Source organism: Pseudomonas syringae group sp. J309-1, from assembly GCF_032582135.1.
Taxonomy (GTDB): Bacteria; Pseudomonadota; Gammaproteobacteria; order Pseudomonadales; family Pseudomonadaceae; genus Aquipseudomonas; species Aquipseudomonas quasicaspiana.
This window is the reverse complement of the sequence record NZ_JAWHNU010000027.1, coordinates 12,591-34,835: the sequence shown is the minus strand read 5'-3', so window position 1 is coordinate 34,835 and position 22,245 is coordinate 12,591. Positions and strand designations below refer to the sequence as shown.

The window sequence follows — 22,245 nt, the reverse complement described above, 5'->3', positions numbered from 1 at the left end:
ACGCCTTCGCGAATGAATTCGCTCCCACAGAGACCGCGCTGTTCGTAGGACCGGCTTTAGCCGGGAGGACGTCAGTACATCCGCTAAAAATCCATCGCAGAAATACTGCGCCCCCGGCTAAAGCCGGTCCTGCAAGGTCAATAGCGCATGAGCAAGCTTGCAGGCCAACATAGAATCTCCCACAGGGAGAAAGCATTCGACCAAACGTCTCTGATAAAGCAAAAAAACCGATAGTAGCGCGGCGACGCTGCTATCGGGCCAGTTCCCAACTTTACTTGATGCGTTGACCTGGTTTGGCACCGCTATCAGGGCTGAGCAGGTAGATTTCTTCGCCACCCGGGCCTGCGGCCATCACCATGCCTTCCGAAATACCGAAACGCATTTTTCGCGGCTTGAGGTTGGCGATCATCATGGTCAGGCGGCCCTCCAGCTCGGATGGGTTCGGGTAGGCACTTTTGATGCCCGAGAACACGTTGCGCTGTTCATCACCGATATCCAGAGTCAGACGCAGCAGTTTATCTGCCCCTTCAACATGCTCGGCCTTGAGAATCAGGGCAACTCGCAGGTCCACAGCTGCAAAGGTATCGAAATCGATCTCGGCAGACAGCGGGTCCTTGGCGAGCTCACCATTCCCCTCGGGCGCGGCACCGGTATCGGTTGCGCTGGCCGTCAGGTCTTCTTTCGAAGCGGCGGTCATGGCTTCAACCTTGGCCGGGTCGATGCGGCTCATCAGGGCCTGGAACGGGTTGAGCTGATGATTGCTCAGCAGCGTCTTGTGATCATCCCAGGTCAGTGGCGCAACGTTGAGGAATTTCTCGGCGTCGGCAGCCAGCAGTGGCAATACCGGTTTGAGGAAAATCACCAGTTGCCGGAACAGGTTGATGCCCAGTGCGCAGACCGCCTGTACTTCATCCTGTTTACCTTCCTGTTTGGCCAGCGACCAGGGAGCCTTGTCAGCGATATAGGCGTTGGCGCGGTCCGCCAGCCCCATGATTTCCCGCATTGCTCTGGCGAAGTCGCGTGCTTCATAGGCTTCTGCGATACCAGGTGCTGCAGCCAGAAACGCGTCGGTCAGTTCCGGAGCCGCATTTTCAGCCACCATCACACCGGCATTGCCTTTGTGAATGAAGCCCGCGCAACGACTGGCAATGTTCACGACCTTGCCGATCAGGTCCGAGTTGACCTTCTGCACGAAGTCGTCGAGGTTCAGGTCGAGGTCGTCCACACCCTTGCCCAGTTTGGCTGCGTAGTAATAGCGCAGGTATTCCGGTGACAGCTGATCCAGGTAGGTGCGTGCCTTGATAAACGTACCGCGTGATTTCGACATCTTTTGACCGTTGACGGTCAGGTAGCCGTGCACATTGATACCGGTTGGCTTGCGCAGGCCTGCACCTTCGAGCATTGCTGGCCAGAACAGGGCGTGGAAGTTGACGATGTCCTTGCCGATGAAGTGATACAGCTCGGTCGTCGAATCCTTGGTCCAGAAAGCATCGAAATCCAGATCAGGACGGCGTGCACACAGGTTCTTGAAGCTGGCCATGTAGCCGACAGGAGCGTCCAGCCACACGTAGAAATATTTGCCCGGCTCGTCAGGGATTTCGAAGCCGAAGTAAGGCGCATCGCGGGAGATATCCCACTGCTGCAGGCCGGCATCCAGCCATTCGGCGATCTTGTTTGCCACGGCATCCTGCAGGGTGCCGCTGCGTGTCCAGCTTTTGAGCATGGCGTCAAAAGCTGGCAGGTCAAAGAAGAAATGCTTCGAGTCTTTCAGGACAGGCGTAGCGCCGGAAATCGCCGATTTCGGGTCTTTCAGGTCGGTTGGCGCGTAGGTCGCACCGCACTTTTCGCAGTTGTCGCCGTACTGATCTTCAGTGCCGCATTTCGGGCAGGTGCCCTTGATGAAGCGGTCGGCCAGGAACATTTTCTTTTCCGGGTCGAAATACTGGGTTATCGAGCGGGTAGCGATATGCCCGGCATCACGCAGGCGCGTGTAGATCATGCTCGACAGCTCGCGGTTTTCATCCGAATGCGTCGAGTGGAAATTGTCGAAGTCCACCAGGAAATCACTGAAGTCGGCGCTGTGTTCCGCCTTGACGTTGTCGATCAGTTGTTCCGGGGTGATGCCTTCCTTTTCCGCGCGCAGCATGATTGCCGAACCGTGAGCGTCGTCCGCGCAGACATAGATGCATTGGTTGCCGCGGTGCTTCTGGAAGCGCACCCACATATCGGTCTGGATGTACTCAAGCATATGGCCAAGATGGATCGAACCATTGGCATAGGGCAGGGCGCTGGTAACGAGGATCTTGCGTGGCTCGGACATGGGGCTCGGCTACTTGAAGTGAAACGGAGGTCGGCCACTATAAAGGTCTGAGTGATTTTTTTCATCCTGTGCTGACTGTAGGAATGTGCGTGGTTAATCGTTGGGCATTGCCTGTAGGAGCGCGCTTCCCCGCGATTGCGGTATTTCAGTCGAAATATTACCGCCCGGTCTCACGCTATCGCGGGCAAGCGCGCTCCTACGGGAATGATGATTCCAGCGAAACCATGCCGGTGGCACGCAGAAGCGTTAGGATAGCCGCCTGTTTTAGTCTGTCTTTATTCGGGAGTAGCCCATGAGCGCTGTTAATCGTGCAGCGGTGGAAGCCGTTCTTCGCCAATATACCGATCCTTATTTGAATCAGGACCCCGTGACCGCCGGGTGTGTGCGTGCCATTGAGATCCGCGACGAGCGCGTCAGTGTGCAGCTCGAGCTGGGTTACGCGGCCGGTCTGTTCAAGAGTGGCTGGGCGCAGATGCTGCAAATCGCCATTGAGGGTCTGGAGGGGGTGACCTCGGCCAAAGTGGACATCACCTGTGTCATCGAGCCGCACAAGGCTCAAGGGCAGATTCCCGGTCTGGCGAATGTGAAGAATATTGTTGCCGTAGCATCCGGCAAAGGCGGCGTGGGCAAATCCACCACGGCGGCCAATCTGGCATTGGCGTTGTCTCGCGAAGGCGCGCGGGTCGGTATTCTGGATGCTGACATCTACGGTCCGAGTCAGGGCGTGATGTTCGGCATCGCTGAAGGCACACGGCCTAAAATCAAGGATCAGAAATGGTTCGTGCCCATCGAGGCCCATGGTGTCGAGGTGATGTCCATGGCCTTTCTGACCGATGACAACACGCCGATGGTCTGGCGCGGCCCGATGGTTTCCGGTGCACTGCTGCAGTTGATTACGCAAACGGCATGGAATGGTCTGGATTACCTGGTCATCGATATGCCGCCGGGTACGGGTGATATCCAGCTGACGCTGGCGCAGAAAGTCCCGGTCGCAGGTGCGGTGATCGTCACGACGCCTCAGGATCTGGCGCTGCTCGATGCGAAAAAAGGCGTCGAGATGTTTCGCAAGGTCAACATTCCAGTGCTGGGTGTCGTGGAAAATATGGCCGTACACATTTGCTCGAACTGCGGTCACGCGGAGCATTTGTTCGGTGAGGGCGGTGGCGAGAAGCTGGCCTCGCAGTACGACGTCGAACTGCTGGCTTCGTTGCCATTGTCGATGCTGATTCGCGAACAGGCCGATGGTGGTAAGCCGACCGTGATGGCTGAGCCCGAAAGTCAGATTGCGATGGTGTATCAGGAACTGGCGCGGCACGTGGGTGCCCGGATCGTGCTGCAGGAAGCAGCTAGCCCCGCGATGCCGAGTATTTCTGTTAGCGACGATTAAAAGCTGCAGACCTGTGGGAGCGAATTCATTCGCGAAGGGGTCATTACGCTCCCACAGGTTCGGTGGCGATGCCGTAAGTATTTTCCACAGGCATAAAAAAACCCCGCCGAAGCGGGGTTCTTTAAGCGAATAAGTACAAGTTAGATAACTTGAACTTCTTCAGCTTGCATGCCTTTCTGACCGCGGGTAGCGATGAAAGAGACCTGTTGGCCTTCTTTCAGGCTTTTGAAGCCGTCAGATTGGATAGCTTTGAAGTGCACGAACAGGTCGTCACCGGATTGTGGAGTGATGAAGCCGAAGCCTTTTTCATCGTTGAACCACTTAACGGTACCAGTTTGGCGATTAGACATGGTGTATCTCCTTGGACAAAGTTAACTGCGACTCAGGAAGTGCCCTGGCCGAGACTGAGTGCAAAGAGCAGGAAAAATTCTTGGAGATGGTTGGATCGAAATTCAACATCGTGTAGAGATTCTCAGTGACACAAGCAACACAGTGACGCCACCTTAACGCTTTTTTTTGAGCATGCCAACCGTCAATTGAGGATTATTTCCATTCATGGGAAAAAGCATTGGCTTGCAGGCTGCTACAAGCTTTGAACCCAAAGCCGTGGCCCGGTAAGATGCCGGACATGTTTTTTCACCCAGCTATCAGGACATCGCCATGAGCATCAAATCGGACAAGTGGATTCGCCGCATGGCGCAGGAGCAGGGCATGATCGAGCCCTTCGTCGAGCGCCAGATGCGTGGCGAAGGCGCCAGTCGTCTCATCTCTTATGGCGTTTCCAGCTATGGCTACGATGTGCGCTGTGCAGATGAATTCAAGATTTTCACCAACATCAATTCTGCAATCGTTGACCCGAAAAACTTCGATGAAGGCAGCTTTGTCGACGTGAAAAGCGATGTTTGCATCATCCCGCCTAACTCTTTTGCTCTGGCGCGCACCGTCGAATACTTCCGTATTCCACGTAACGTGCTGACCATCTGTCTGGGTAAAAGCACTTATGCGCGTTGCGGCATCATCGTGAACGTGACGCCGCTTGAGCCGGAATGGGAAGGTCATGTGACCCTGGAGTTCTCCAACACCACTACATTGCCTGCGAAAATCTACGCCAACGAGGGTGTGGCGCAGATGCTGTTCCTCGAGTCCGACGAAGAGTGTGAAGTGTCTTACAAGGATCGTGGCGGCAAATATCAAGGGCAGCGCGGCGTTACCTTGCCTCGCGCTTAACTGATATTTGTGACCGTTAAGCCTGGCGAAATTGAATTAGTCCTCAAATCGGCACTCTATTGACTGAATCGCTTCTTCTCACACTGCGTGGGCAGGGGATAACGCTCAGGAGTACCTTATGAAGAGACAGTCGAACGCCAGCGCCCAGGGGGCGGACCCGCGAGAGAATCATGTGGGTCTGCTTGCCTTGTCGTTACTCGCCTATCCGCAGTTCAACATGGTCGGCGGCGTACCAGGGCAACCAGGCCCGGATACCCCGAACGACTATCCTCAGCCGACGGAACCGGGCGAACCGACTCTGCCAGACGAGCCACCACCGGCTCCGGTTGCCTGAATAATTCCCCTGCCACTGCTGGCGCATGTATTGGCCAGCAGTGCTGCTGATGAATTTCAAATCACTCTGGATCATGCGCGCATCCGGATTAAATGTGCAGACTTGAATCGTTTCAGCCAGTCGCCCATACCGCTCCATCTCCCACCACGTAAATTCTGCTGTCCTGCTCACGCTCTACCTTGTACCCGCCGGTAAATGCTCCGAACGCGGGCAACAGGCTCGTGCGCTCATTGAGATAGAAGCACGCCAGCCGCAGGCGCTGACGTCCACGCCCCTGCAAGTGATAAACCGGATGAACATGCCCTGCCAGCACGTGATGGGTCGGGTGCGGATGAGGTTCATGCTGCAGCGCGAAGGGCCCCAACAGTAGCGGTTCCGGCACGGTCTCGATCATCAGGTCCGCAGGAGGATCTCCCGCGTGCTTATCATGGTTGCCACGGATCAGCGTGATTGCCAGCGTCGGATGCCGAGATCGCCAATTGCCGAGTGCCTCCAGCGTGGACGGGGTGCGGGATTGCCGCGCATGCAGAAAGTCGCCCAGGAATATCAGTTGATCACACGGATAGTCCCGCAGCAGGTCATCAAGGCGCTGTAAATTGCTCTGTGTCGTGCCTTGTGGCACCGGCTGCCCAAGGGCGCGAAATGCAGCCGCTTTGCCAAAATGCACATCGGCGATCAGCAAAGCTCGATATTCGGGATAGTAAATGGCTTTTTCAGCCAGTAACCAAAGCTCGGCACCTGCCAGTTGTACCGGGACGTGAGGATTCATGTGACGTCAGGTCCTGCTGCTTTTTCCAGGTCGCGCACCATTCGGGCAATCCGGTCTGCGAGCTTTTCCGAGCTCAGGCTTTCGCGCATGCGCTCCACCAACAGGGGAAAGGCCATCGGCGTAGCGCGTTTGATCAGATGGACGTCCAGCGTGCGTTGGTTGATGCGTTGCAAGGTGTGCTCCAGTCTCGCGACATCCAGCTCCTGACGCAGAACCTCTTCCTGGGCCTGTGTCAGCAGCAGATTGCCCGCGTCGTATTGTTTGAAAACCTCAAAGAACAGCCCACTGGACGCCTGTAGTTGCCGGTTGCTCTTCGGCGCACCGGGATAGCCGGAGAATACCAGCCCGGCAATGCGGGCGATTTCTCTGAAGCGTCTCAGGGCCAGTTCGCCCGCGTTCAGGCTGGCCATGATGTCGTTCATCAGATGCTCTTCACTGAACAGCTCAGGGCGTAGTTCTGCCTGCCAATCCACCTCGGTGGCGCTGAGCAGCTCAAAACCATAATCGTTGACCGCGATGGAAAACGTCAGCGGTGTATGGCGGCTCAATCGCCAGGCCAACAGGCTCGCCAGCCCCAGATGCACATGGCGACCGGCAAAAGGGTAGAGAAACAGGTGCCAGCCCTCCCGGGATTTCATGATTTCTGCCAACAGCGTGTTTTCCTGAGGCAGGGCGGACCACTGCCGCTGGACTTCCAGCAAGGGTTTGACGGCCTGCATTTCCGGGCTGATGAATTCTCCATGAGCCGCTGCGTCGAACTTTGTCACCACGGCAGCGGCCAATTCGCTGGAGAGCGGCATGCGCCCACCGTTCCAGCGAGGAACAGCGGCTTTTTTGCCGGTCGCTTTTTTCACATAGGCGGTCATGTTTTCGACGCGTACCAACTCCAGCAATCGGCCGCTAAACAGAAAGCCATCACCAGGCTTCAAGCGCGCAATGAATCCTTCTTCGACGCTACCCAGCGAGCCACCGCCGCCGCCTTTTTTCCAGTACTTCACGTTGATGCTGGCGTCGCTGACGATGGTGCCGATGCTCATGCGGTGACGTCTGGCGAGGCGAGCGTCCGGCACCCGCCAGATGCCATCCTCGTCAGGCTCCACGCGTCGGTAGTCCGGGTAGGCGGTCAGCGAATGGCCGCCATGACGGACGAAGGCCAGTGCCCATTGCCACTCGTCATCGGTCAGTTCTCGATATGCCCAGGCCGTGCGTACTTCGCGCAACAGCGTTTCGGGATTGAAGCCGCCGCCCAACGCCATGCTGACCAGATGCTGGACCAACACGTCGAGAGGCTTGTGTGGTGATTCTCTGGGCTCGATCATCCGTGCTGCCACCGCGTCATGAGCCGCAGCGGCCTCAACCAGCTCCAGGCTATGGGTTGGCACCAGCGTCACGCGCGATGGGCGGCCCGGTGCATGGCCCGAGCGTCCGGCACGTTGCATGAGGCGCGCGACACCTTTGGGTGAGCCGATTTGCAGCACACGCTCGACGGGAAGAAAATCCACGCCCAGATCGAGGCTGGAGGTGCACACCACTGCTTTGAGGTGGCCTTCCTTCAGGGCGCGCTCGACCCAGTCACGCACTTCCCGCGCCAGTGAGCCGTGGTGCAGGGCGATCAGTCCGGCCCAGTCCGGACGAGCTTCCAGCAGAGCCTGATACCAGACCTCTGATTGCGCACGTGTGTTGGTGAACACCAGGCAGCTGGCGCTGCTGTCCACTTCCGCCAGTACTTGCGGCAGCATACGCAAGCCCATATGCCCGGCCCAAGGGAAGCGCTCGATGGAAGGTGGCAGCAGGGTGTCCACTCGAAGCTCTTTGGTGATCTTGCCTTGTACGCTGATGCCGCCTTCGCCGACCAGCACTTCCTGCGCGTGCTGTTGATTGCCAAGCGTCGCGGAAACGCCCCACACGATCAGGTCCGGATTCCATTGGCGCAAGCGGGCCAGCGCCAGTTGCAACTGCACGCCGCGCTTGTTGCCGATCAGTTCGTGCCACTCGTCCACGACCACCATTTTCAGGGTCGAGAACGTGCTTTGAGCGTCAGCTCGGGTCTGTAACAAGGTGAGGCTTTCGGGCGTGGTGATCAGCGCGGTGGGCAGGCGCCGGCCCTGTTTGGCGCGCTCGCTGCTGCTGGTATCGCCCGTTCGCAGGCCGACACTCCAGGGGATGTCCAGATCTGCCAAGGGAGCTTCGAGCGCTCTGGCAGTGTCGGCTGCCAGTGCGCGCATGGGCGTTATCCACAACACGCTGAGCGGTGTGGCGGGCGGTTTGCGCTTGCGGGGTTTGTCGTCGGCTGGCGGTTTGACGGCTTGTGCGAAACGATTGAGCGCGGCGAACCATACGGCGTAGGTCTTACCCGAGCCGGTGCTGGCGTGCAGCAGGCCTGAGTGCCCCTGCTTAACGGCCGACCAGACCTCTTTTTGAAAAGGAAAGGGCTTCCAGCTGCGTTCCGAAAACCATCGCTGAGCGAAATCGGTGGGTCTGCTCATGCGCCGCTGTGTGCTCTGAAAGGGGGTATTTCAGAGACAGCGGAGCGCGTGTATTAGTTTGGTGCAATACCCTGTGGGAGCGAATTCATTCGCGAAGACGGCATTGCAGACCGCAGATATGCGTCGGATGTACCGGCCTCTTCGCGAATTAATTCGCTCCCACAGGGATGGCTTGCAAGCCGCTTTCTTACTTCAAATTCCCGCTCAAGAACTGCTGCAGCCGCTCGCTTTTCGGGTTGCCCAGCACCTCATCCGGGTGCCCGGACTCTTCGATCTGGCCTTGGTGCAAGAACACGATCTGGTTGGCTACTTTACGGGCGAAGCTCATTTCGTGGGTCACCATGATCATGGTCCGGCCTTCTTCAGCCAGCCCCTGAATCACCTTCAGCACTTCGCCGACCAGTTCCGGGTCGAGCGCCGAGGTAGGTTCGTCGAACAGCATGATTTCCGGTTCCATCGCCAACGCTCGGGCAATGGCTACGCGCTGCTGCTGACCACCGGACAGGAAGGCGGGGTATTGGTCGGCAACGCGTTCCGGCAGGCCGACCTTGTCCAGATATTTGCGGGCGCGGGCTTCGGCTTCTTCTTTGGAAACGCCCAGCACCCGGCGGGGTGCCATGGTGATGTTTTCCAGAACGGTCATGTGCGCCCACAGGTTGAAATGCTGGAACACCATGGCCAGCCGGGTGCGGATGCTTTGTAGCTCATCCGGGTCGGCAACGCGCATGTGGCCCTTGTCGCTGACCATGCGAACCTGCTTGCCGTCCAGGCTCATGGCACCGTCGTTCGGTTGTTCAAGGAAATTGATGCAGCGCAGGAACGTGCTTTTGCCGGAGCCGCTGGCGCCGATCAGGCAGATGACATCGCCGCTGCTGGCTTTGAGCGAAACACCTTTGAGTACTTTGTTATCGCCGTAGCTTTTATGCAGGCCATCGATGGTCAGTTTGTACATGACAAGCAAGTCCTCAAGGAGAAAGTAGGTAGCCGCTACGGTAGGCTTCGGTGCCTGCGACGTGAGCGATGACCATGCCGGCGGTGGCCATGCGGCGTAACGAACGCGCATAGAGCAGGCCGGGATTGAGCGTGTGGATCGGCGTGACGGTGTCACTGATCGGGTCGATGATTTCTGCGATCAACTGGCCCGCCTCGACGTATTCACCGGGTTGGGCGCAAAACACCAGTAGCCCGCCGACGGGCGTGGCCACCGGTTCAACCGCCGCCAGTGGTGTGGCCGGGTAAAGCAATTCAGGAGCGGCCGAGATGTCACCGCCAATCGCACCGTAATGGATCAGGTAGTTGATCAGCGCTTGGCAGTCACGACTGGCTAACGGGTGATTGACATCGCCCTGACCACGCAATTCCAGCGTGACCGAAAAGCTGCCCATGGGAATCGCGAAGCGATCACCGAAGCGCTGCTGCAATTGCCACCAGACCAGCGTGAAGCACTCATCGAACGACTGGCCACCGGAGTCAGTCGCCAACAGGCTGGCCTGAGCGCCGAGGTAGCGCGAGAGCATTTCCACCTGTGGCCAGGCTTCAGGCGTGGTGTACAGGTGCTCGACGGATTCGAAGTCGCAATGCAGGTCCAGCACCATGTCGGCATCGCAGGCCAGGCGCTGCAAGGTCAAACGTTGCGATTGCAGTTGGGTCGATGCGATCTGCGCTTCAAGCGCTGCGCGCAGGCTACGACGGATCAACCGGGTGTTGTGCTGCGGATCAGTCGTGAGCTGTGTTTCAACCTCATCGCCCACTTGTACGCCGAGATCGATGAACCAGCGGTTGAAGTTCTGCCCGCTTTCCAGCTCATAACGGCCCAGCGGGACGTCCATCAGCACCTGTTCCAGACCGATAGGATTGGCCACCGGCACGACAACGATTTCACCGAGCAGTAAACCGGCATTTTCAAGCTCGCTCAGTCTCTGCTTCAGGTACCAGGCGACCAGCATGCCCGGCAGCTCGTCGGCGTGCAGCGAGGCCTGGATATAAACCTTGCAGACGCCGTTTCGCGGACCGTAGTGAAAACTGTGGATCTGCCGCGCAGTGCCCGGCACCGGCGCGAGCAGATCGTGGGTGTCATGACGCATGGGCAGGTCCTAGTGAGTCGGGCCGAGAAAGGCCAGCCAGCGGCGTTCTGCAAGACGGAACAGACCGACCAGAATGAACGTGACGCACAGGTAAATAATGGCGGCGATACCGAACGACTGGAACGTCATGAAGGTTGCCGAGTTCGCATCCCGCGCGACTTTGAGAATGTCCGGCACAGTGGCGGTGAAGGCTACCGTGGTCGAGTGCAGCATCAGAATCACTTCGTTGCTGTAGAACGGCAGCGAGCGACGCAGGGCCGATGGCATGATCACGTAGGCGTAAAGCTTCCAGCCGGTCAGCCCGTAGGCTTTGGCGGCTTCGACTTCGCCGTGGTTCATGCTGCGGATCGAGCCGGCGAAAATCTCGGTGGTGTACGCGCAAGTATTAAGGGCGAACGCCAGGATCGTGCAATTCATCGCGTCGCGGAAGAACGAATCTAGAATCGGCTGCGCGCGCACGGCTTCGAGGCTGTAGATACCGGTGTAGCAAATCAGCAGCTGTATATAGAGAGGCGTGCCGCGAAACAGGTAGGTGTAGAACTGCACCGGCCAACGAACCCAGAAGTTGCTGGAAACACGAGCGATGGACAGCGGGATCGAGACCAGAAAGCCGATGGCGATGGAGGCGCTGAGCAGCCACATGGTCATGGCGAGGCCGGTGATGTGCACGCCGTCGCTATAAAGGAAGGGGCGCCAGTATTCCTGAAGCAGTTCGATCATCGTTGAGCCTCCCGGCTGCCTGCGGAATACCGCCGTTCAGCCCAACGCAGGGCAAAGTTCGAAGCGCTGGTGATCAGCAGGTAAATCAATGCGGCGAGGACCAGAAAGTAAAACAGTTGGTAGGTGCTTTTGCCGGCGTCCTGGGCGGCCTTGACCAGATCGGCCAGACCGATGATCGACACCAGCGCAGTGGCCTTGAGCAGCACTTGCCAGTTATTGCCGATACCCGGCAGGGCGAAGCGCATCATCTGCGGGAATACCACGTAGCGAAAACGCTGGGCGCGACTGAGGCCGTAGGCGGTAGCGGCCTCGACCTGTCCACGCGGCACCGAAAGGATCGCGCCACGGAAGGTTTCGGTGAAATACGCGCCGTAAATGAAGCCAAGGGTGATCACGCCTGCGCTGAAAGGATCAATTTCGATGTAGTCCCATTCCATTGCGTCGGTCAGCTGACTCAGCCAGGTTTGCAGGCTGTAGAAGATCAGCAACATCAACACAAGGTCGGGAACACCACGGATCAGTGTGGTGTAGATCTGTGCCGGCATCCGCACAATGGCGGCGCCCGACAGTTTTGCACTGGCGCCGATCAGTCCGAGCACGATGCTCACGAACAGCGACAGCAGCGATAATTTAACGGTCATCCATGTTCCTTCGAGCAGCAGGGGGCCGAAGCCTTTGAGGCTGAAGGAGGAGAGTCCGAGGGTTTGCAGCAGTGTATCGAACATGGGTAAAGCCTTTGACGGTCAATAAAACAAAACGCCCATGGAAATCGGCGGTGGATCATCGCCGAAATCCATGGGCGTCGGGGTGTTATTTACCGCTATACAGATTCAGATCGCCGAAGTGCTTCTTCTGGATCTCGGCATATTTGCCGTCGTCGTGTAACGCTTTGATACCTTTATCCAACAGAGCCTTGAGCTCTTTGTTACCTTTCGCGATACCGATCGCGGTTTTGGAAGGCAACAATTCGCTGTCGATTGGCTTGCTGACTTCGTAATCAGCACCTTGTGGCGACTTCAGGAAGCCCAGTTCAGCTTGCAGCATGTCCTGAATGGACGCATCAAGACGACCGGAAACCAGGTCGGCGTAAACCTGATCCTGGTTGGCATAGGCCTGGGTTTTTACACCCGCCTTGTCCAGTACGGCTTTGGCATAGGCTTCCTGAATGGTGCCTTGCTCATAGCCAACGGTTTTGCCTTTCAGGCTGGCCGGGTCAGCCGTCAGGCCTGCACCTTTTTTGAACACCAGAGAAGTCGGGCCGGAGAACAGTTCGTTGGAGAAGTCGATAACCTTCTCACGTGCCGGAGTCACGGTCATCGACGAGATAACGCCGTCGAATTTACGCGCTTTCAGGCCTGGAATCATGCCGTCGAAATCGCTTTCGACCCATTTGCATTTAACTTTCAGCTCGGCGCAGATAGCGTTGCCCAAGTCGATGTCGAAGCCTACCAGGCTGCCGTCAGCGGCTTTTGATTCGAAGGGTGCATAAGAAGGATCAACGCCAAAACGCAGTTCCTTGTATTCCTTGGCCATTGCATTGCCTGCAGCGAGACAAACAGCCAATGCAGAAAGGGTCAGCCATGCTTTTTTCATCGTTCAGTCCTTAAAACCAAATTGAGCGTTGGGAACACGCGAGGCTTGCTACCGGCGGGTGCCAGACCACAGAAGATAGCAATTTCCGAACCAAAGATACGAACGTGCGTTTTAAATGTACGGAGTTGTCGCAATGTTGACTGCTGACTTCGAGGGCGCTCCCTGTAGGAGTGAGCTTGCTCGCGATAGCGTCTTGCCAGCAGCATTGGGCATTAACCGACAACCCTATCGCGAGCAAGCTCACTCCTACAGAGGTTGGTGTTTCGCCCTAACAAGGTGCGCGAAAATTCAGCAGCCCCAAAAAAGGGCGGCATCCTACCCCAGCAAGTCCTGCAACGTCGACAAACTATCGGCTTCGGCGACTGATTTATCCTGCCGCCAGCGCAACATGCGCGGGAAACGCACTGCAATCCCGCTCTTGTGACGCTTTGACAGGGCGATGCCTTCGAAGCCCAGCTCGAATACCAGACTTGGGGTCACACTGCTGACCGGCCCGAATTTTTCCACGGTGGTCTTGCGCACAATGGCGTCGACCTTGCGCATTTCTTCGTCGGTCAGGCCCGAATAGGCTTTGGCGAAGGGCACCAGTGTGCGCTGGCTGGATTCAGGCGGGCCGTCCCACACCGCGAAGGTGTAGTCGCTGTACAGGCTGGCGCGCCTGCCATGGCCGCGTTGCGCATAGATCAATACGGCATCGACGCTGAACGGATCGACTTTCCATTTCCACCAGACGCCCATGTCCTTGGTACGGCCCACGCCATATAAAGAGTCCCGGGACTTGAGCATCATGCCTTCAACGCCCAGGCTGCGAGAGGCTTCACGCTGTACGCTCAAGTCCAGCCAGTCTTTGCCATTGATGACCGGGGAGGGCAATAACACCGGACTTTTGCTGGTTTCGATTACTTTTTCCAGTTGTGCGCGCCGCTCATGTTGCGGGCGGCTGCGCCAGTCATGCTCCTGCCATTCCAGCAGGTCGTAGGCGAGCACCACGACGGGCACTTCCTCGAGGATTTTCTTGCCCAGCGTTTTACGGCCGATGCGTTGCTGCAGGAGCGCGAAGGGCTGGACCGATGGCTGAGCCTGCGTGGTATCTGGTGGAGAATCGGCGCTTAGGACGAACTCCGCTTTAGCAGCGGCTGATGTTTCTGGCGTCTTCCAAACGACTATTTCACCGTCAATGACGGTCCCGTCCGGCAGGCTTTGCACCAGGCTGTGCAACTCAGGGAAACGGTCCGTGACCAGTTCTTCACCGCGAGACCAGATCCACAAGCGACCTTCGCGCTTGACCAGTTGTGCGCGAATACCGTCCCACTTCCACTCCACTTGCCAGTTTTCCGCTGGCCCCAACAGACTTTCGAACTGATCCACCGGCTGCTGCAGGGCATGGGCGAGGAAAAACGGATAAGGCTGACCGCCACGCTGGGCGTGCTCATCATCCGATTCTGCTGCGATCAGCTTGAGAAAGCCCTCGGCGCTGGGCCGGTGCGACAGATCCGTGTAACCCACCAGTCGTTGCGCCACGCGTTTGCTGTCGATATCAGCCATGGCGGCGAGGGCGCGAGTGACCAACAGTTTTGAGACGCCTACCCGGAAGCTGCCAGTGATCAGCTTGATGCAGACCATCAGACTGACCCGGTCCAACTGGCTCCAGAATGTAGGCAGGCGCTCGGCCAGTTCCTCCGGAGGCAGGCCACGCAGGGGCAGCAGCTTGTCCTCCATCCAGACGGCGAGGCCTTCGTCGGAGTCGTGTTCAGCCTCTGGTAACAGCAGCGCCAGGGTTTCCGCCAGATCACCGACGGCCTGATAGCTTTCTTCGAACAGCCACTCCGGCAGCTTGCCCAAGGTCATGGCCTGTTCGCGCAACAGTTTGGTAGGCACCAGCTGGCGTGGGCGTCCGCCCGACAGGAAATACACTGCCCATGCTGCATCCTGCGGCGGCACTTTCGCGAAGTAGTCGCGCATGGCGGCCAGCTTGGCGTTGCTTGAGGTCGTGGCGTCGAGTCGGGAATACAGCTCGGCAAAGGCCTTCATGCCGAGGCCTCGGTTGATTCTTCAGGTCTGGTTTCTTCTGGTTTTGTTTCTGCAGCGCCAGAGTCTTCCTCATCGCCATATTCGGTGACGAAGCCCTGCGCATCGAGCCCGGACTCGCGCAGGTAACGCACCAGCACAGCCACTGAACCGTGGGTCACCATGACTCGCTCGGCCCCCGTCTGCTCGATTGCCCATAGCAGGCCCGGCCAATCGGCGTGATCGGAGAGCACGAAGCCTCGGTCCACGCCGCGGCGTCTGCGTGTCCCGCGCAACATCATCCAGCCGCTGGCGAAGGCATCACTGAACTCGCCAAAGCGCTTCATCCAGGTGCTGCCGCCTGCCGAGGGTGGCGCGAGTATCAAAGCCTGTCGCAGGGCCGGATCGGTTTTTTTGAAGTCGCCGGCGTACTGCGTTTCGGGGATTCGTACCCCGGCTTCACGGTAGACCCGGTTCAAGGGCTCGACCGCACCGTGAACCAGAATCGGCCCGATCTCCGGGTCGATACCATGCAGGATGCGTTGCGCCTTGCCGAAGGAATAGGCGAACAGCACGCTGGCTTTGCCAATGGCGGCGTTGGCCCGCCACCAGTCGTTGATACCAGCGAAGATCTGCGACTGAGGCTGCCAGCGATAGATCGGCAGGCCAAAGGTAGATTCAGTGATGAAGGTATTGCAGCGCACCGGCTCGAACGGCTCGCAGGTGCCATCCGGCTCGACTTTGTAGTCGCCGGACGCCACCCAGACTTCGCCTTTGTACTCCAGCCTGACCTGGGCCGAACCCAGCACATGTCCCGCTGGATGCAGGCTCAGTTTTACGCCGTGGTGCAGCAAGGTTTCGCCGTACGCCAACGTCTGCAGGTTGATGTCCTGTCCTAGCCGCGAACGAAGAATGCCTTCGCCGGGCGCGGCGGCCAGGTAGTGCTCATTGCCGGTTCGCGCATGATCGCCGTGGGCGTGAGTAATGACCGATCGCTCAACGGGACGCCACGGGTCGATGTAGAAATCTCCGGGCGGGCAATACAAACCTTCGGGACGCGCGATAACAAGATCCATGTAATAACCGACTGGATGGGCTTGTTAGTTATGAGGGCGGGGCGGGGGAGGAAGTTCGAAGAACCTGAAGCTGATTGGTGGAACCCTGTAGGAGCTGCCGAAGGCTGCGATCGCGGTGTGTCAGGAAGATCGCAATCGCAGCCTTCGGCAGCTCCTACAGAGGTGTTTATTCTATTTCCCAGGCACCAGCGTCAATCGCTTGCTGCCATAAGCCCGTTCATAGTTCTGGGTTTGCAGCGGGATCGTCTGGTACTGGCCTTTCAACCAGGGCTCGATACTGTTGGTGTAATACGGACTGGCCGGGTTGCCGGACTGGCCGATGTTGATCAGGCTCAGCATCGGTTCGCTCTGGCCGAAGTCGATGATCATGCGCATGCTCGGCACTGCCTGGCTGTCGAAGTGCTGACCCCATGGATACGCCGCGATGTTCAGCGTGTTGTGGTCGCCCCCTGTTGCACTTGGGCCACGATTGAAGTTATTGACGGCGAAGTCGCTGCTTTGCAGGGTCGAGCGATGCAGCTTGCCCCATTGCCAGGCTTTGCGATCAGTGCCCATCAGGCTGTCACCGGCAGTGATTGCTGCCGCCAGACTACGGGCCAGAATCGCGGGCTTGTCTTCTTTCTGCGGGGTTTTCGCGTCGTCCCAATATGGGCTGTCTTCGCGTCCCAGCAAATGATCGGCTTGTGCCGAGTACGATAGGCTGGCGTTCTGCACCAACGCTTTCCACGCCGGACTGGTTTCCGGGCCAAGCTCGTCAAGGAAGATCTGCTTGGCGCTTTCCTGCAGGAACAACTCATAAAGCGCCGCATCAGCAGAGGTTGGCGTGAGTTTGCCGTCGAATGCCATCAGCCGGGTAAACGCTTCCCGTGCTTTGCTGCGCTCAGCTTCAGGCAACGCGTCGATGGCTTGTTTCAGCGGTTTGACCATGCCCGGTGCTTCGAACATTTTTCTCAGCTTGGCGGCAAACGTCGTGCTCTGGTCATATTGCATGGCAATGACGCTGCGGGTGTCCTGCTTGCCACTGTTGGCCAGTTCGGCAATACGCTCTGCACGCTCCGGGGCTTTCCACGAGTTGGACAGCTGCATGCCGTAACCCTTTGGGAAGGTCCGCTGGTTGGCGGTGCCGATCCAGCCCTGCTGCGGATTCTGATCGTAAGGGTGCAGCATGGCGTCAGCGAAGCCATCCCAGTCGTAACGGCTTTCCCAGCCCGGCGAAGGCAGCAAGCCCAGGCCTTCACGGCGATTCGGATAGCGGCCGGTGACTTGCCAGGCGACGTTCGACGCATCGGCAAAGACCATGTTCAGCGCGATGGCGCGGATTTCACGGCTGGCGTCGAACGCCTTGTCGACGTTCGGCGCGCGGGACAGATCGAAGAACGCGTCCAGGCTCTTGTCGTCTTTGAAGTCCGGCGTTTGCAACGCCAGGCCCAAGCTGTTATTCAACTGACCTTCGCTCGGGTTGCTGTTGAGCAACGCGCCGTGACGGGTCGCAAAAACGGTTTCACGAATCGGACGGCCGCCTTTGACAATGAAGGTCTCTTCATGGGCCGTTGCGGGCAACCATTTACCATCGGCCAGGTACATCAGCCGATTGTTCTCACGTTTCAGCTTTTCCAGAAACAGGTCCTGGTTGTCGCCCATCACCGAGGCCATGGACCAGCCGAGCTTGCCGTTGAAACCACTCAGAATCAGTGGCAGACCGGCGATTGTCGCGCCAGCGGCCTGATATTTCGGGGCGCGGATCTGCACGAAGCTCCACGCGGAATTCAGCCCGGCAGGCAATTGCACGTCGTTGGCAAGCAAGCTTTTGCCGGTACGACTGCGTTGCGGCGCAATGGCCCAGTTGCTGGAGGCAGCAATGCCCAGCATGTTCAGGTCGGTCAGTTGCTGTGCGACTTTATTCAGATCGCTCAGGCCTGACACCTGTCCGCCAAGGTTCAGGCCTTTGAGCTTGTCGGCTTCGGAGAACGGCAGTTCTTCGTCCGGGTAGGTCGGGACCAGCCAGGCCAGCTTGTCGGTGCCGACTTTTTGCGCCAGCAGCAATGAGGACAGTTCTTCCTGAAGGTTTGCCGACTGGCTGAAGTTCAGCAGGCTGAAGATCAGCGCCGAGTCCTCGGGCTTCCAGTAATCCGGGCGATAGCCAGAACTGGCCAGATCTGCAGGCAGATTGTCGCGGTAGCGGAACAGGTAAGCATTGACGCCACGGGCATACACTTCAAAGAAGCGTTGCAGGCGCGGGGTGGACGCGTTGTACAGCTCGCTGGCGCTCTTTTTCAGGTTCGCTGCGCGCATCAAACGGTCGATATCCAGTGCGCCAGGCCCGGCCATTTCCGACAGCCGACCTTGGGCCAGCAGGCGCATGCTCAGCATTTGCGTGATGCGGTCGCTGGCGTGCACGTAACCCAGGGTGAACAGCGCGTCGTGAAAGGTGCTGCTTTCAATCAGCGGCATACCGAGGTTGGTTCGCCTTAGAGATACGTTCTGAGCCAGGCCTTTGACTGCAACGGTACCGGAAGCAGGCAGCAGTGAGTCGCCTTGGCCCCCGCCTAATTGGCAGCCAGCAAGACTCAACAAACCCACCGTAGCGGCGGCAGCACCGAACCGGTTTACGACGTTGGAACGGGCTGGTGAGGCCATGGCGAAACTCCTGCGGGGGCTTAACGTATAAAAGGCGCTACGTTAGAGAGCGAGCAGGCACTGCGCAAGCGGGGGGAGGGAGTTTATTTCAGGATTTTTCAAAGCTCGTGAGGCTATTTGCAGCTGTGTGAGCAACCGGGACTTGGAGTCTCGGGGGACGAGGCAGTGTCAGGTTGACCGTCTCGCCAACAAGTTGCCTCCTACCTGGACTGCGTGACGGCTCTGCTCGGTAGGAGTCGCCCGCGTCGCTGACGCCGAAGCAAACATAGGACCTGTAGGAGCTGCCGAAGGCTGCGATCGCGGTGTAGCAGGATAAGTGCTTCGCAGCCTTCGGCAGCTCCTACAGAAAACGCATTTCAATCCAGTATTTTGCTGTTTTTGATGAGAGCAAACTTGTTCGCGAGGCTCAGATCTGTGGATTCACCTGATCAACCAGCGCATACGCCCGCTGGGTCGCCTCGCGCTCACTGATTGCATCGAACCAGCGCTTGATGTGCGGGAAGTCGTTCAGGTTCAGCTCTTGCCAGGTATGCCGCGCGATCCACGGATAGATCGACATGTCCGCAATGCTGTATTCACTGCCCGCGACGAACTCGCGATCGGCCAGGCGCCTGTCCAGCACGCCATACAACCGCGCGGTTTCATCGGCATAGCGCTTGATCGCGTAGGGAATCTTTTCTTCGGCGGCGCGCCTGAAGTGATGATTCTGACCCGCCATCGGCCCCAGTCCGCCCATTTGCCAGAACAGCCACTGCAACGCTTCTTGCCTTCCGCGCAGGTCTTTCGGGATGAACTGACCGGTCTTTTCTGCCAGATACAGCAGGATCGCACCGGACTCAAACAGGCTGACCGGTTCACCGCCATCGGCAGGCTCGTGATCGACGATGGCCGGGATACGGTTATTCGGGGAGATTTTCAGGAATTCGGGTTTGAACTGATCGTTCTGGCCGATATTGACCGGGAAGACCTTGTACGGCAGACCGGCCTCCTCAAGGAACATCGACACTTTGTGGCCGTTGGGTGTGGTCCAGTAATGCAGATCGATCATCAAAAACTCCTGTTGGATGGCACGGACTGCAAGTTTTACTCCCTCACGGCTCGGCCACACAAATGAAAACGGCCTGCAATGCAGGCCGTTCGAGTTTCACGTCAGCTTACGCGCCGTGGCACTTCTTGAATTTCTTGTCGCTGCCGCATGGGCAAGGATCGTTGCGGCCAACGTCCTTCAGAGCATTACGCACCGGCTCCTGATGGGCATGGCCGCAGTTCGGACCATGGACATGGCCATGTTGGTGGTCGTGATGGGCATGGTCGTCGTGATCGTGGTTGCAATCGGGGCCATGCACATGGGCTTGCTGGTTCATCGGGTTACTCCGGAATAAAATTGCCGGGCATTATCTCGCCGTTGCGTCCAATACGCACGTTATGCCGAAACAAAAAGCCGGTCTTGAGTTTGCCTTCGAGCCGGTAATGGATCGGCTGGTCGGTTTTTTTCAGCATTTTCGCGATCTGCTTCAAGTCCTTCCAGAGGTTGGTCCGGATCGGCACCACGAAATTCCGGCGGCTCTGGGCATCGACCACGAACCAGTCGGTGGACTCGCCTTCTGCCAGCACAACGTCATTGAGCATGATTTTGTAGCGCAGGCTGCGCACCAGCATGCTGCGATCATTCGGGTTGTCGACGCGAAAGCGCAACTTGAAGTCCTGCTGCAGTAGCCTGGCCTTGACCACCTCCACTTTGAGCAGGTGTACCTCAGGCTCCTGATAGTCGCTGACGCGTAGGGATGAACAACCGTTCAGCAGCGACAGCAACAGGCCAACGCCCAGGACTCGTATGACATGCGCCTGTGAAAACATGTGGATGCTCCATGTGAAGCCATTGTTTGACAAAGCGACTGCCCATTCCTTTTTCATGAAGCTGCGGCATACTTCTCGCACGTGCACCCAGAGTATGACCAATGAATCTGTATGAAATTATATTCAGTGGCCAATTGGTCCCCGGTGCCCAATTGGACAAGGTCCAGGCCAACCTCGGCAAGTTGTTTCAAAGCGACGCACAACGGCTGGAGTTGCTGTTCAGTGGGCGTCGACTGGTTCTGAAAAACAACCTAGACAGTGAAGCCGCAGAAAAGTATCGCTCGACCCTGGAGCGTGCCGGGGCGCTGGTCGAAGTTCTGGAAATGCAAACGCTAAAGTCTGAGACAGATGCCGTTGCCAGGCCATCTGCACAGCCCGGCCGACTAGAAGTTACTCCCAGAGATGTGTACATGGCGGCCTTTGTCGGCGTCGATGCTCCTGATCTTGAAGTGTGCGAGGTGGGCAGCGACCTGCAGGATCAAAAGCGTGCAACGCCTGCGCCATCCGTGGATTTTTCGCAGTTCAGTCTCGCACCGACTGGAAGCGAGCTGGGTCAGATACCGAACACGCACGCCGGGCCTGTTCCGGACACTTCACACTTGAAGCTCGTGTGAAGCGCAAGCCTTTCAACTCACGTAACTGGCGCAGCATTTTTTGTACTTCTGTTCACTGCCGCATGGGCATGCATCGTTACGCCCGGCCTTGAGCCCTGCGTTGGGATCGATGAAATACCAGCGGCCCTGATTCTGTACAAAAGAAGAACGTTCCCGGTGGCTGTGTTCACCGCTGCCGTCATGCCAGCGGGCGGTGAAGGTTACAAAAGCATGCTCAGGTTTACCGCCGAATACTTCCGAGCTTTCCACTTCCAGACCCAGCCAGGTGCTTTGCAGGCTCCACTGACTGATGGACTCGCGATCCAGCCCGGCTTTCTGCACCGGCAGCGTGGTGTCGACCAGGTAATCAATCAGGCCAAGCACGTAGGCGCTGTAACGTGAACGCATCAGTTTTTCCGCGCAAGGCGTAGGCTGGCCAGCGTGGAAAGGTCCGCAACAGGCTGCCAGCAGATCCCCACTTCCGCAGGGGCAAATCGCGCTATTCATAGCTCACCACCAGTATTTGCCGAAGTTTTCCGGATTGGCCCAGAACCGTGCGTTGAGCCAATCGGGTACTTGTTTGTATTCGCGTAGATCGTAGGTGTACAGCGTCAGCACCTGTTCATCGCGGGTGAAGCGTTCACTGGCCTGCAGCGCCAGTGAATAGAAGTCTGTGTCTTTCCAGCCGCAGGCTTGCAGGTCAGCCATTACGGCAATGCGGCTGGCGTTCAGGTTGCGGATGCCGCCGAGCAGTTCCAGCCCCTCGCGCTTGGTAATGTGTTCGAGGCAATCGACCACCAAGGCCAAGTCAAAGCGTTGCGCGGCCAGTTCGGGCGGCAGAACGCCCGGTTTGGCGTGGGCCAGTCGAGTGTCGGGATGGGCTTCCTGAAATGCCTGCAGCGCAGGGAACGCTTCGGCGCCGATCAACAGCAAACGTTTGGGAGCCTGCAGGTCGAGCAGGGCGGCCAGAGCCTGTTGCGGTGTGCGCGTGGAAAAGCCTTCGCTCATCAGAAATCCTCTTTATGACCTGCAAGACTAGCCTGTGGCGAGGCGTGGGCCTAGCCCTGGAGTTCACATAGCCTCGGTAGGAGGCCACATATTTTGGGGGGGGGGGGGGGGGTCTGACACCCCCCCCCAAACAATAGGTGAGAACGC

21 protein-coding genes are annotated in these 22,245 nt (G+C 58.0%); 4 read left to right on the top strand and 17 right to left on the bottom strand.

What is annotated here, in order from left to right; translation table 11 throughout:
• Positions 1-271: 271 nt before the first annotated feature.
• Positions 272-2,320: a methionine--tRNA ligase gene (metG, locus tag RX972_RS15870; RefSeq protein ID WP_122807231.1), complete on the bottom strand. Its 2,049-nt coding sequence runs from the start codon at positions 2,318-2,320 to the stop codon at positions 272-274.
• Positions 2,321-2,612: 292 nt separating this feature from the next.
• Between metG and apbC the strand changes: the two genes are divergently transcribed.
• Positions 2,613-3,707 carry an iron-sulfur cluster carrier protein ApbC gene (apbC, locus tag RX972_RS15865; RefSeq protein ID WP_316876789.1) on the top strand — a complete coding sequence of 365 codons (1,095 nt, stop codon included), beginning with the start codon at positions 2,613-2,615 and terminating at the stop codon, positions 3,705-3,707.
• 140 nt (positions 3,708-3,847) lie between these two features.
• On the opposite strand, the gene RX972_RS15860 is transcribed toward apbC, so the two are convergent.
• Positions 3,848-4,057 (bottom strand): cold-shock protein, encoded by a 210-nt coding sequence (locus tag RX972_RS15860; protein WP_002554837.1) that lies wholly within the window; start codon positions 4,055-4,057, stop codon positions 3,848-3,850.
• Positions 4,058-4,367: 310 nt separating this feature from the next.
• Here RX972_RS15860 and dcd point away from each other — a divergent pair, with 310 nt between their 5' ends.
• Together dcd and RX972_RS15850 are read left to right on the top strand one after the other, a co-directional pair.
• The gene (gene dcd, locus RX972_RS15855; protein ID WP_027898447.1) at positions 4,368-4,934 is read left to right on the top strand and encodes a dCTP deaminase; all 567 of its coding nucleotides are present in this window, start codon (positions 4,368-4,370) and stop codon (positions 4,932-4,934) included.
• 118 nt (positions 4,935-5,052) lie between these two features.
• Positions 5,053-5,268: a hypothetical protein gene (locus RX972_RS15850; protein ID WP_027898448.1), complete on the top strand. Its 216-nt coding sequence runs from the start codon at positions 5,053-5,055 to the stop codon at positions 5,266-5,268.
• 112 nt (positions 5,269-5,380) lie between these two features.
• On the opposite strand, the gene pdeM is transcribed toward RX972_RS15850, so the two are convergent.
• The 13 genes from pdeM to RX972_RS15785 form a co-directional block, all read right to left on the bottom strand.
• On the bottom strand, positions 5,381-6,037 hold the full coding sequence (gene pdeM / locus RX972_RS15845) for a ligase-associated DNA damage response endonuclease PdeM (RefSeq protein WP_316876786.1): 657 nt from the start codon (positions 6,035-6,037) through the stop codon (positions 5,381-5,383).
• Complete coding sequence (locus RX972_RS15840) at positions 6,034-8,523, bottom strand: ligase-associated DNA damage response DEXH box helicase (protein ID WP_316876784.1); 2,490 nt, start codon at positions 8,521-8,523, stop codon at positions 6,034-6,036. The genes pdeM and RX972_RS15840 overlap by 4 nt, the downstream gene beginning before the upstream one ends.
• Before the next feature lie 187 nt (positions 8,524-8,710).
• Positions 8,711-9,475 (bottom strand): ABC transporter ATP-binding protein, encoded by a 765-nt coding sequence (locus tag RX972_RS15835; protein WP_099270375.1) that lies wholly within the window; start codon positions 9,473-9,475, stop codon positions 8,711-8,713.
• A 13-nt stretch (positions 9,476-9,488) separates the two neighbouring features.
• On the bottom strand, positions 9,489-10,607 hold the full coding sequence (locus RX972_RS15830) for a M14 family metallopeptidase (RefSeq protein WP_316876781.1): 1,119 nt from the start codon (positions 10,605-10,607) through the stop codon (positions 9,489-9,491).
• Positions 10,608-10,616: 9 nt separating this feature from the next.
• Positions 10,617-11,327: an ABC transporter permease gene (locus tag RX972_RS15825; RefSeq protein ID WP_099270373.1), complete on the bottom strand. Its 711-nt coding sequence runs from the start codon at positions 11,325-11,327 to the stop codon at positions 10,617-10,619.
• Entirely contained in the window at positions 11,324-12,052 is a 729-nt protein-coding gene (locus RX972_RS15820) for an ABC transporter permease (protein WP_255879832.1), read from the bottom strand. Before RX972_RS15820 ends, RX972_RS15825 begins: the two co-directional genes overlap by 4 nt.
• An 85-nt stretch (positions 12,053-12,137) precedes the next feature.
• Positions 12,138-12,920: a transporter substrate-binding domain-containing protein gene (locus RX972_RS15815; protein ID WP_027898455.1), complete on the bottom strand. Its 783-nt coding sequence runs from the start codon at positions 12,918-12,920 to the stop codon at positions 12,138-12,140.
• 315 nt (positions 12,921-13,235) lie between these two features.
• A complete protein-coding gene (locus tag RX972_RS15810) occupies positions 13,236-14,951 on the bottom strand; it encodes an ATP-dependent DNA ligase (protein ID WP_263268237.1) in 1,716 nt (571 codons plus the stop codon).
• Entirely contained in the window at positions 14,948-16,003 is a 1,056-nt protein-coding gene (locus RX972_RS15805) for a ligase-associated DNA damage response exonuclease (RefSeq protein ID WP_316876778.1), read from the bottom strand. Before RX972_RS15805 ends, RX972_RS15810 begins: the two co-directional genes overlap by 4 nt.
• 171 nt (positions 16,004-16,174) lie before the next feature.
• Positions 16,175-18,640, bottom strand: a complete 2,466-nt coding sequence (locus RX972_RS15800; RefSeq protein WP_316876776.1) for a penicillin acylase family protein — start codon at positions 18,638-18,640, stop codon at positions 16,175-16,177.
• 406 nt (positions 18,641-19,046) lie between these two features.
• A complete protein-coding gene (locus RX972_RS15795) occupies positions 19,047-19,688 on the bottom strand; it encodes a glutathione binding-like protein (RefSeq protein ID WP_316876774.1) in 642 nt (213 codons plus the stop codon).
• A 106-nt stretch (positions 19,689-19,794) separates the two neighbouring features.
• The gene (locus tag RX972_RS15790; RefSeq protein WP_095101248.1) at positions 19,795-20,004 is read right to left on the bottom strand and encodes an SEC-C metal-binding domain-containing protein; all 210 of its coding nucleotides are present in this window, start codon (positions 20,002-20,004) and stop codon (positions 19,795-19,797) included.
• A gap of 4 nt (positions 20,005-20,008) precedes the next feature.
• Positions 20,009-20,497 (bottom strand): LEA type 2 family protein, encoded by a 489-nt coding sequence (locus tag RX972_RS15785; RefSeq protein WP_316876769.1) that lies wholly within the window; start codon positions 20,495-20,497, stop codon positions 20,009-20,011.
• A 101-nt stretch (positions 20,498-20,598) separates the two neighbouring features.
• Here RX972_RS15785 and RX972_RS15780 point away from each other — a divergent pair, with 101 nt between their 5' ends.
• Positions 20,599-21,111, top strand: coding sequence for a hypothetical protein (locus tag RX972_RS15780; RefSeq protein ID WP_316876767.1), 513 nt, complete (start codon positions 20,599-20,601; stop codon positions 21,109-21,111).
• A 12-nt stretch (positions 21,112-21,123) separates the two neighbouring features.
• On the opposite strand, the gene RX972_RS15775 is transcribed toward RX972_RS15780, so the two are convergent.
• Together RX972_RS15775 and RX972_RS15770 are read right to left on the bottom strand one after the other, a co-directional pair.
• Entirely contained in the window at positions 21,124-21,597 is a 474-nt protein-coding gene (locus RX972_RS15775) for a YchJ family protein (RefSeq protein ID WP_027898019.1), read from the bottom strand.
• A 3-nt stretch (positions 21,598-21,600) separates the two neighbouring features.
• Positions 21,601-22,098 (bottom strand): DUF6231 family protein, encoded by a 498-nt coding sequence (locus tag RX972_RS15770; protein WP_316876763.1) that lies wholly within the window; start codon positions 22,096-22,098, stop codon positions 21,601-21,603.
• Positions 22,099-22,245: the final 147 nt, after the last annotated feature.

What these genes read in the sequence shown, in the direction of transcription:
- RX972_RS15840 (WP_316876784.1), bottom strand. Translation starts at nt 8,523, where the DNA reads ATGAGCAGACCCACCGATTTCGCTCAGCGATGGTTTTCGGAACGCAGC.
- RX972_RS15790 (WP_095101248.1), bottom strand. Translation starts at nt 20,004, where the DNA reads ATGAACCAGCAAGCCCATGTGCATGGCCCCGATTGCAACCACGATCAC.
- RX972_RS15800 (WP_316876776.1), bottom strand. Translation starts at nt 18,640, where the DNA reads ATGGCCTCACCAGCCCGTTCCAACGTCGTAAACCGGTTCGGTGCTGCC.
- RX972_RS15815 (WP_027898455.1), bottom strand. Translation starts at nt 12,920, where the DNA reads ATGAAAAAAGCATGGCTGACCCTTTCTGCATTGGCTGTTTGTCTCGCT.
- apbC (WP_316876789.1), top strand. Translation starts at nt 2,613, where the DNA reads ATGAGCGCTGTTAATCGTGCAGCGGTGGAAGCCGTTCTTCGCCAATAT.
- pdeM (WP_316876786.1), bottom strand. Translation starts at nt 6,037, where the DNA reads ATGAATCCTCACGTCCCGGTACAACTGGCAGGTGCCGAGCTTTGGTTA.
- RX972_RS15770 (WP_316876763.1), bottom strand. Translation starts at nt 22,098, where the DNA reads ATGAGCGAAGGCTTTTCCACGCGCACACCGCAACAGGCTCTGGCCGCC.
- RX972_RS15810 (WP_263268237.1), bottom strand. Translation starts at nt 14,951, where the DNA reads ATGAAGGCCTTTGCCGAGCTGTATTCCCGACTCGACGCCACGACCTCA.
- RX972_RS15835 (WP_099270375.1), bottom strand. Translation starts at nt 9,475, where the DNA reads ATGTACAAACTGACCATCGATGGCCTGCATAAAAGCTACGGCGATAAC.
- RX972_RS15830 (WP_316876781.1), bottom strand. Translation starts at nt 10,607, where the DNA reads ATGCGTCATGACACCCACGATCTGCTCGCGCCGGTGCCGGGCACTGCG.
- RX972_RS15860 (WP_002554837.1), bottom strand. Translation starts at nt 4,057, where the DNA reads ATGTCTAATCGCCAAACTGGTACCGTTAAGTGGTTCAACGATGAAAAA.
- metG (WP_122807231.1), bottom strand. Translation starts at nt 2,320, where the DNA reads ATGTCCGAGCCACGCAAGATCCTCGTTACCAGCGCCCTGCCCTATGCC.
- RX972_RS15850 (WP_027898448.1), top strand. Translation starts at nt 5,053, where the DNA reads ATGAAGAGACAGTCGAACGCCAGCGCCCAGGGGGCGGACCCGCGAGAG.
- RX972_RS15775 (WP_027898019.1), bottom strand. Translation starts at nt 21,597, where the DNA reads ATGAATAGCGCGATTTGCCCCTGCGGAAGTGGGGATCTGCTGGCAGCC.
- RX972_RS15780 (WP_316876767.1), top strand. Translation starts at nt 20,599, where the DNA reads ATGAATCTGTATGAAATTATATTCAGTGGCCAATTGGTCCCCGGTGCC.
- dcd (WP_027898447.1), top strand. Translation starts at nt 4,368, where the DNA reads ATGAGCATCAAATCGGACAAGTGGATTCGCCGCATGGCGCAGGAGCAG.
- RX972_RS15795 (WP_316876774.1), bottom strand. Translation starts at nt 19,688, where the DNA reads ATGATCGATCTGCATTACTGGACCACACCCAACGGCCACAAAGTGTCG.
- RX972_RS15785 (WP_316876769.1), bottom strand. Translation starts at nt 20,497, where the DNA reads ATGTTTTCACAGGCGCATGTCATACGAGTCCTGGGCGTTGGCCTGTTG.
- RX972_RS15805 (WP_316876778.1), bottom strand. Translation starts at nt 16,003, where the DNA reads ATGGATCTTGTTATCGCGCGTCCCGAAGGTTTGTATTGCCCGCCCGGA.
- RX972_RS15820 (WP_255879832.1), bottom strand. Translation starts at nt 12,052, where the DNA reads ATGTTCGATACACTGCTGCAAACCCTCGGACTCTCCTCCTTCAGCCTC.
- RX972_RS15825 (WP_099270373.1), bottom strand. Translation starts at nt 11,327, where the DNA reads ATGATCGAACTGCTTCAGGAATACTGGCGCCCCTTCCTTTATAGCGAC.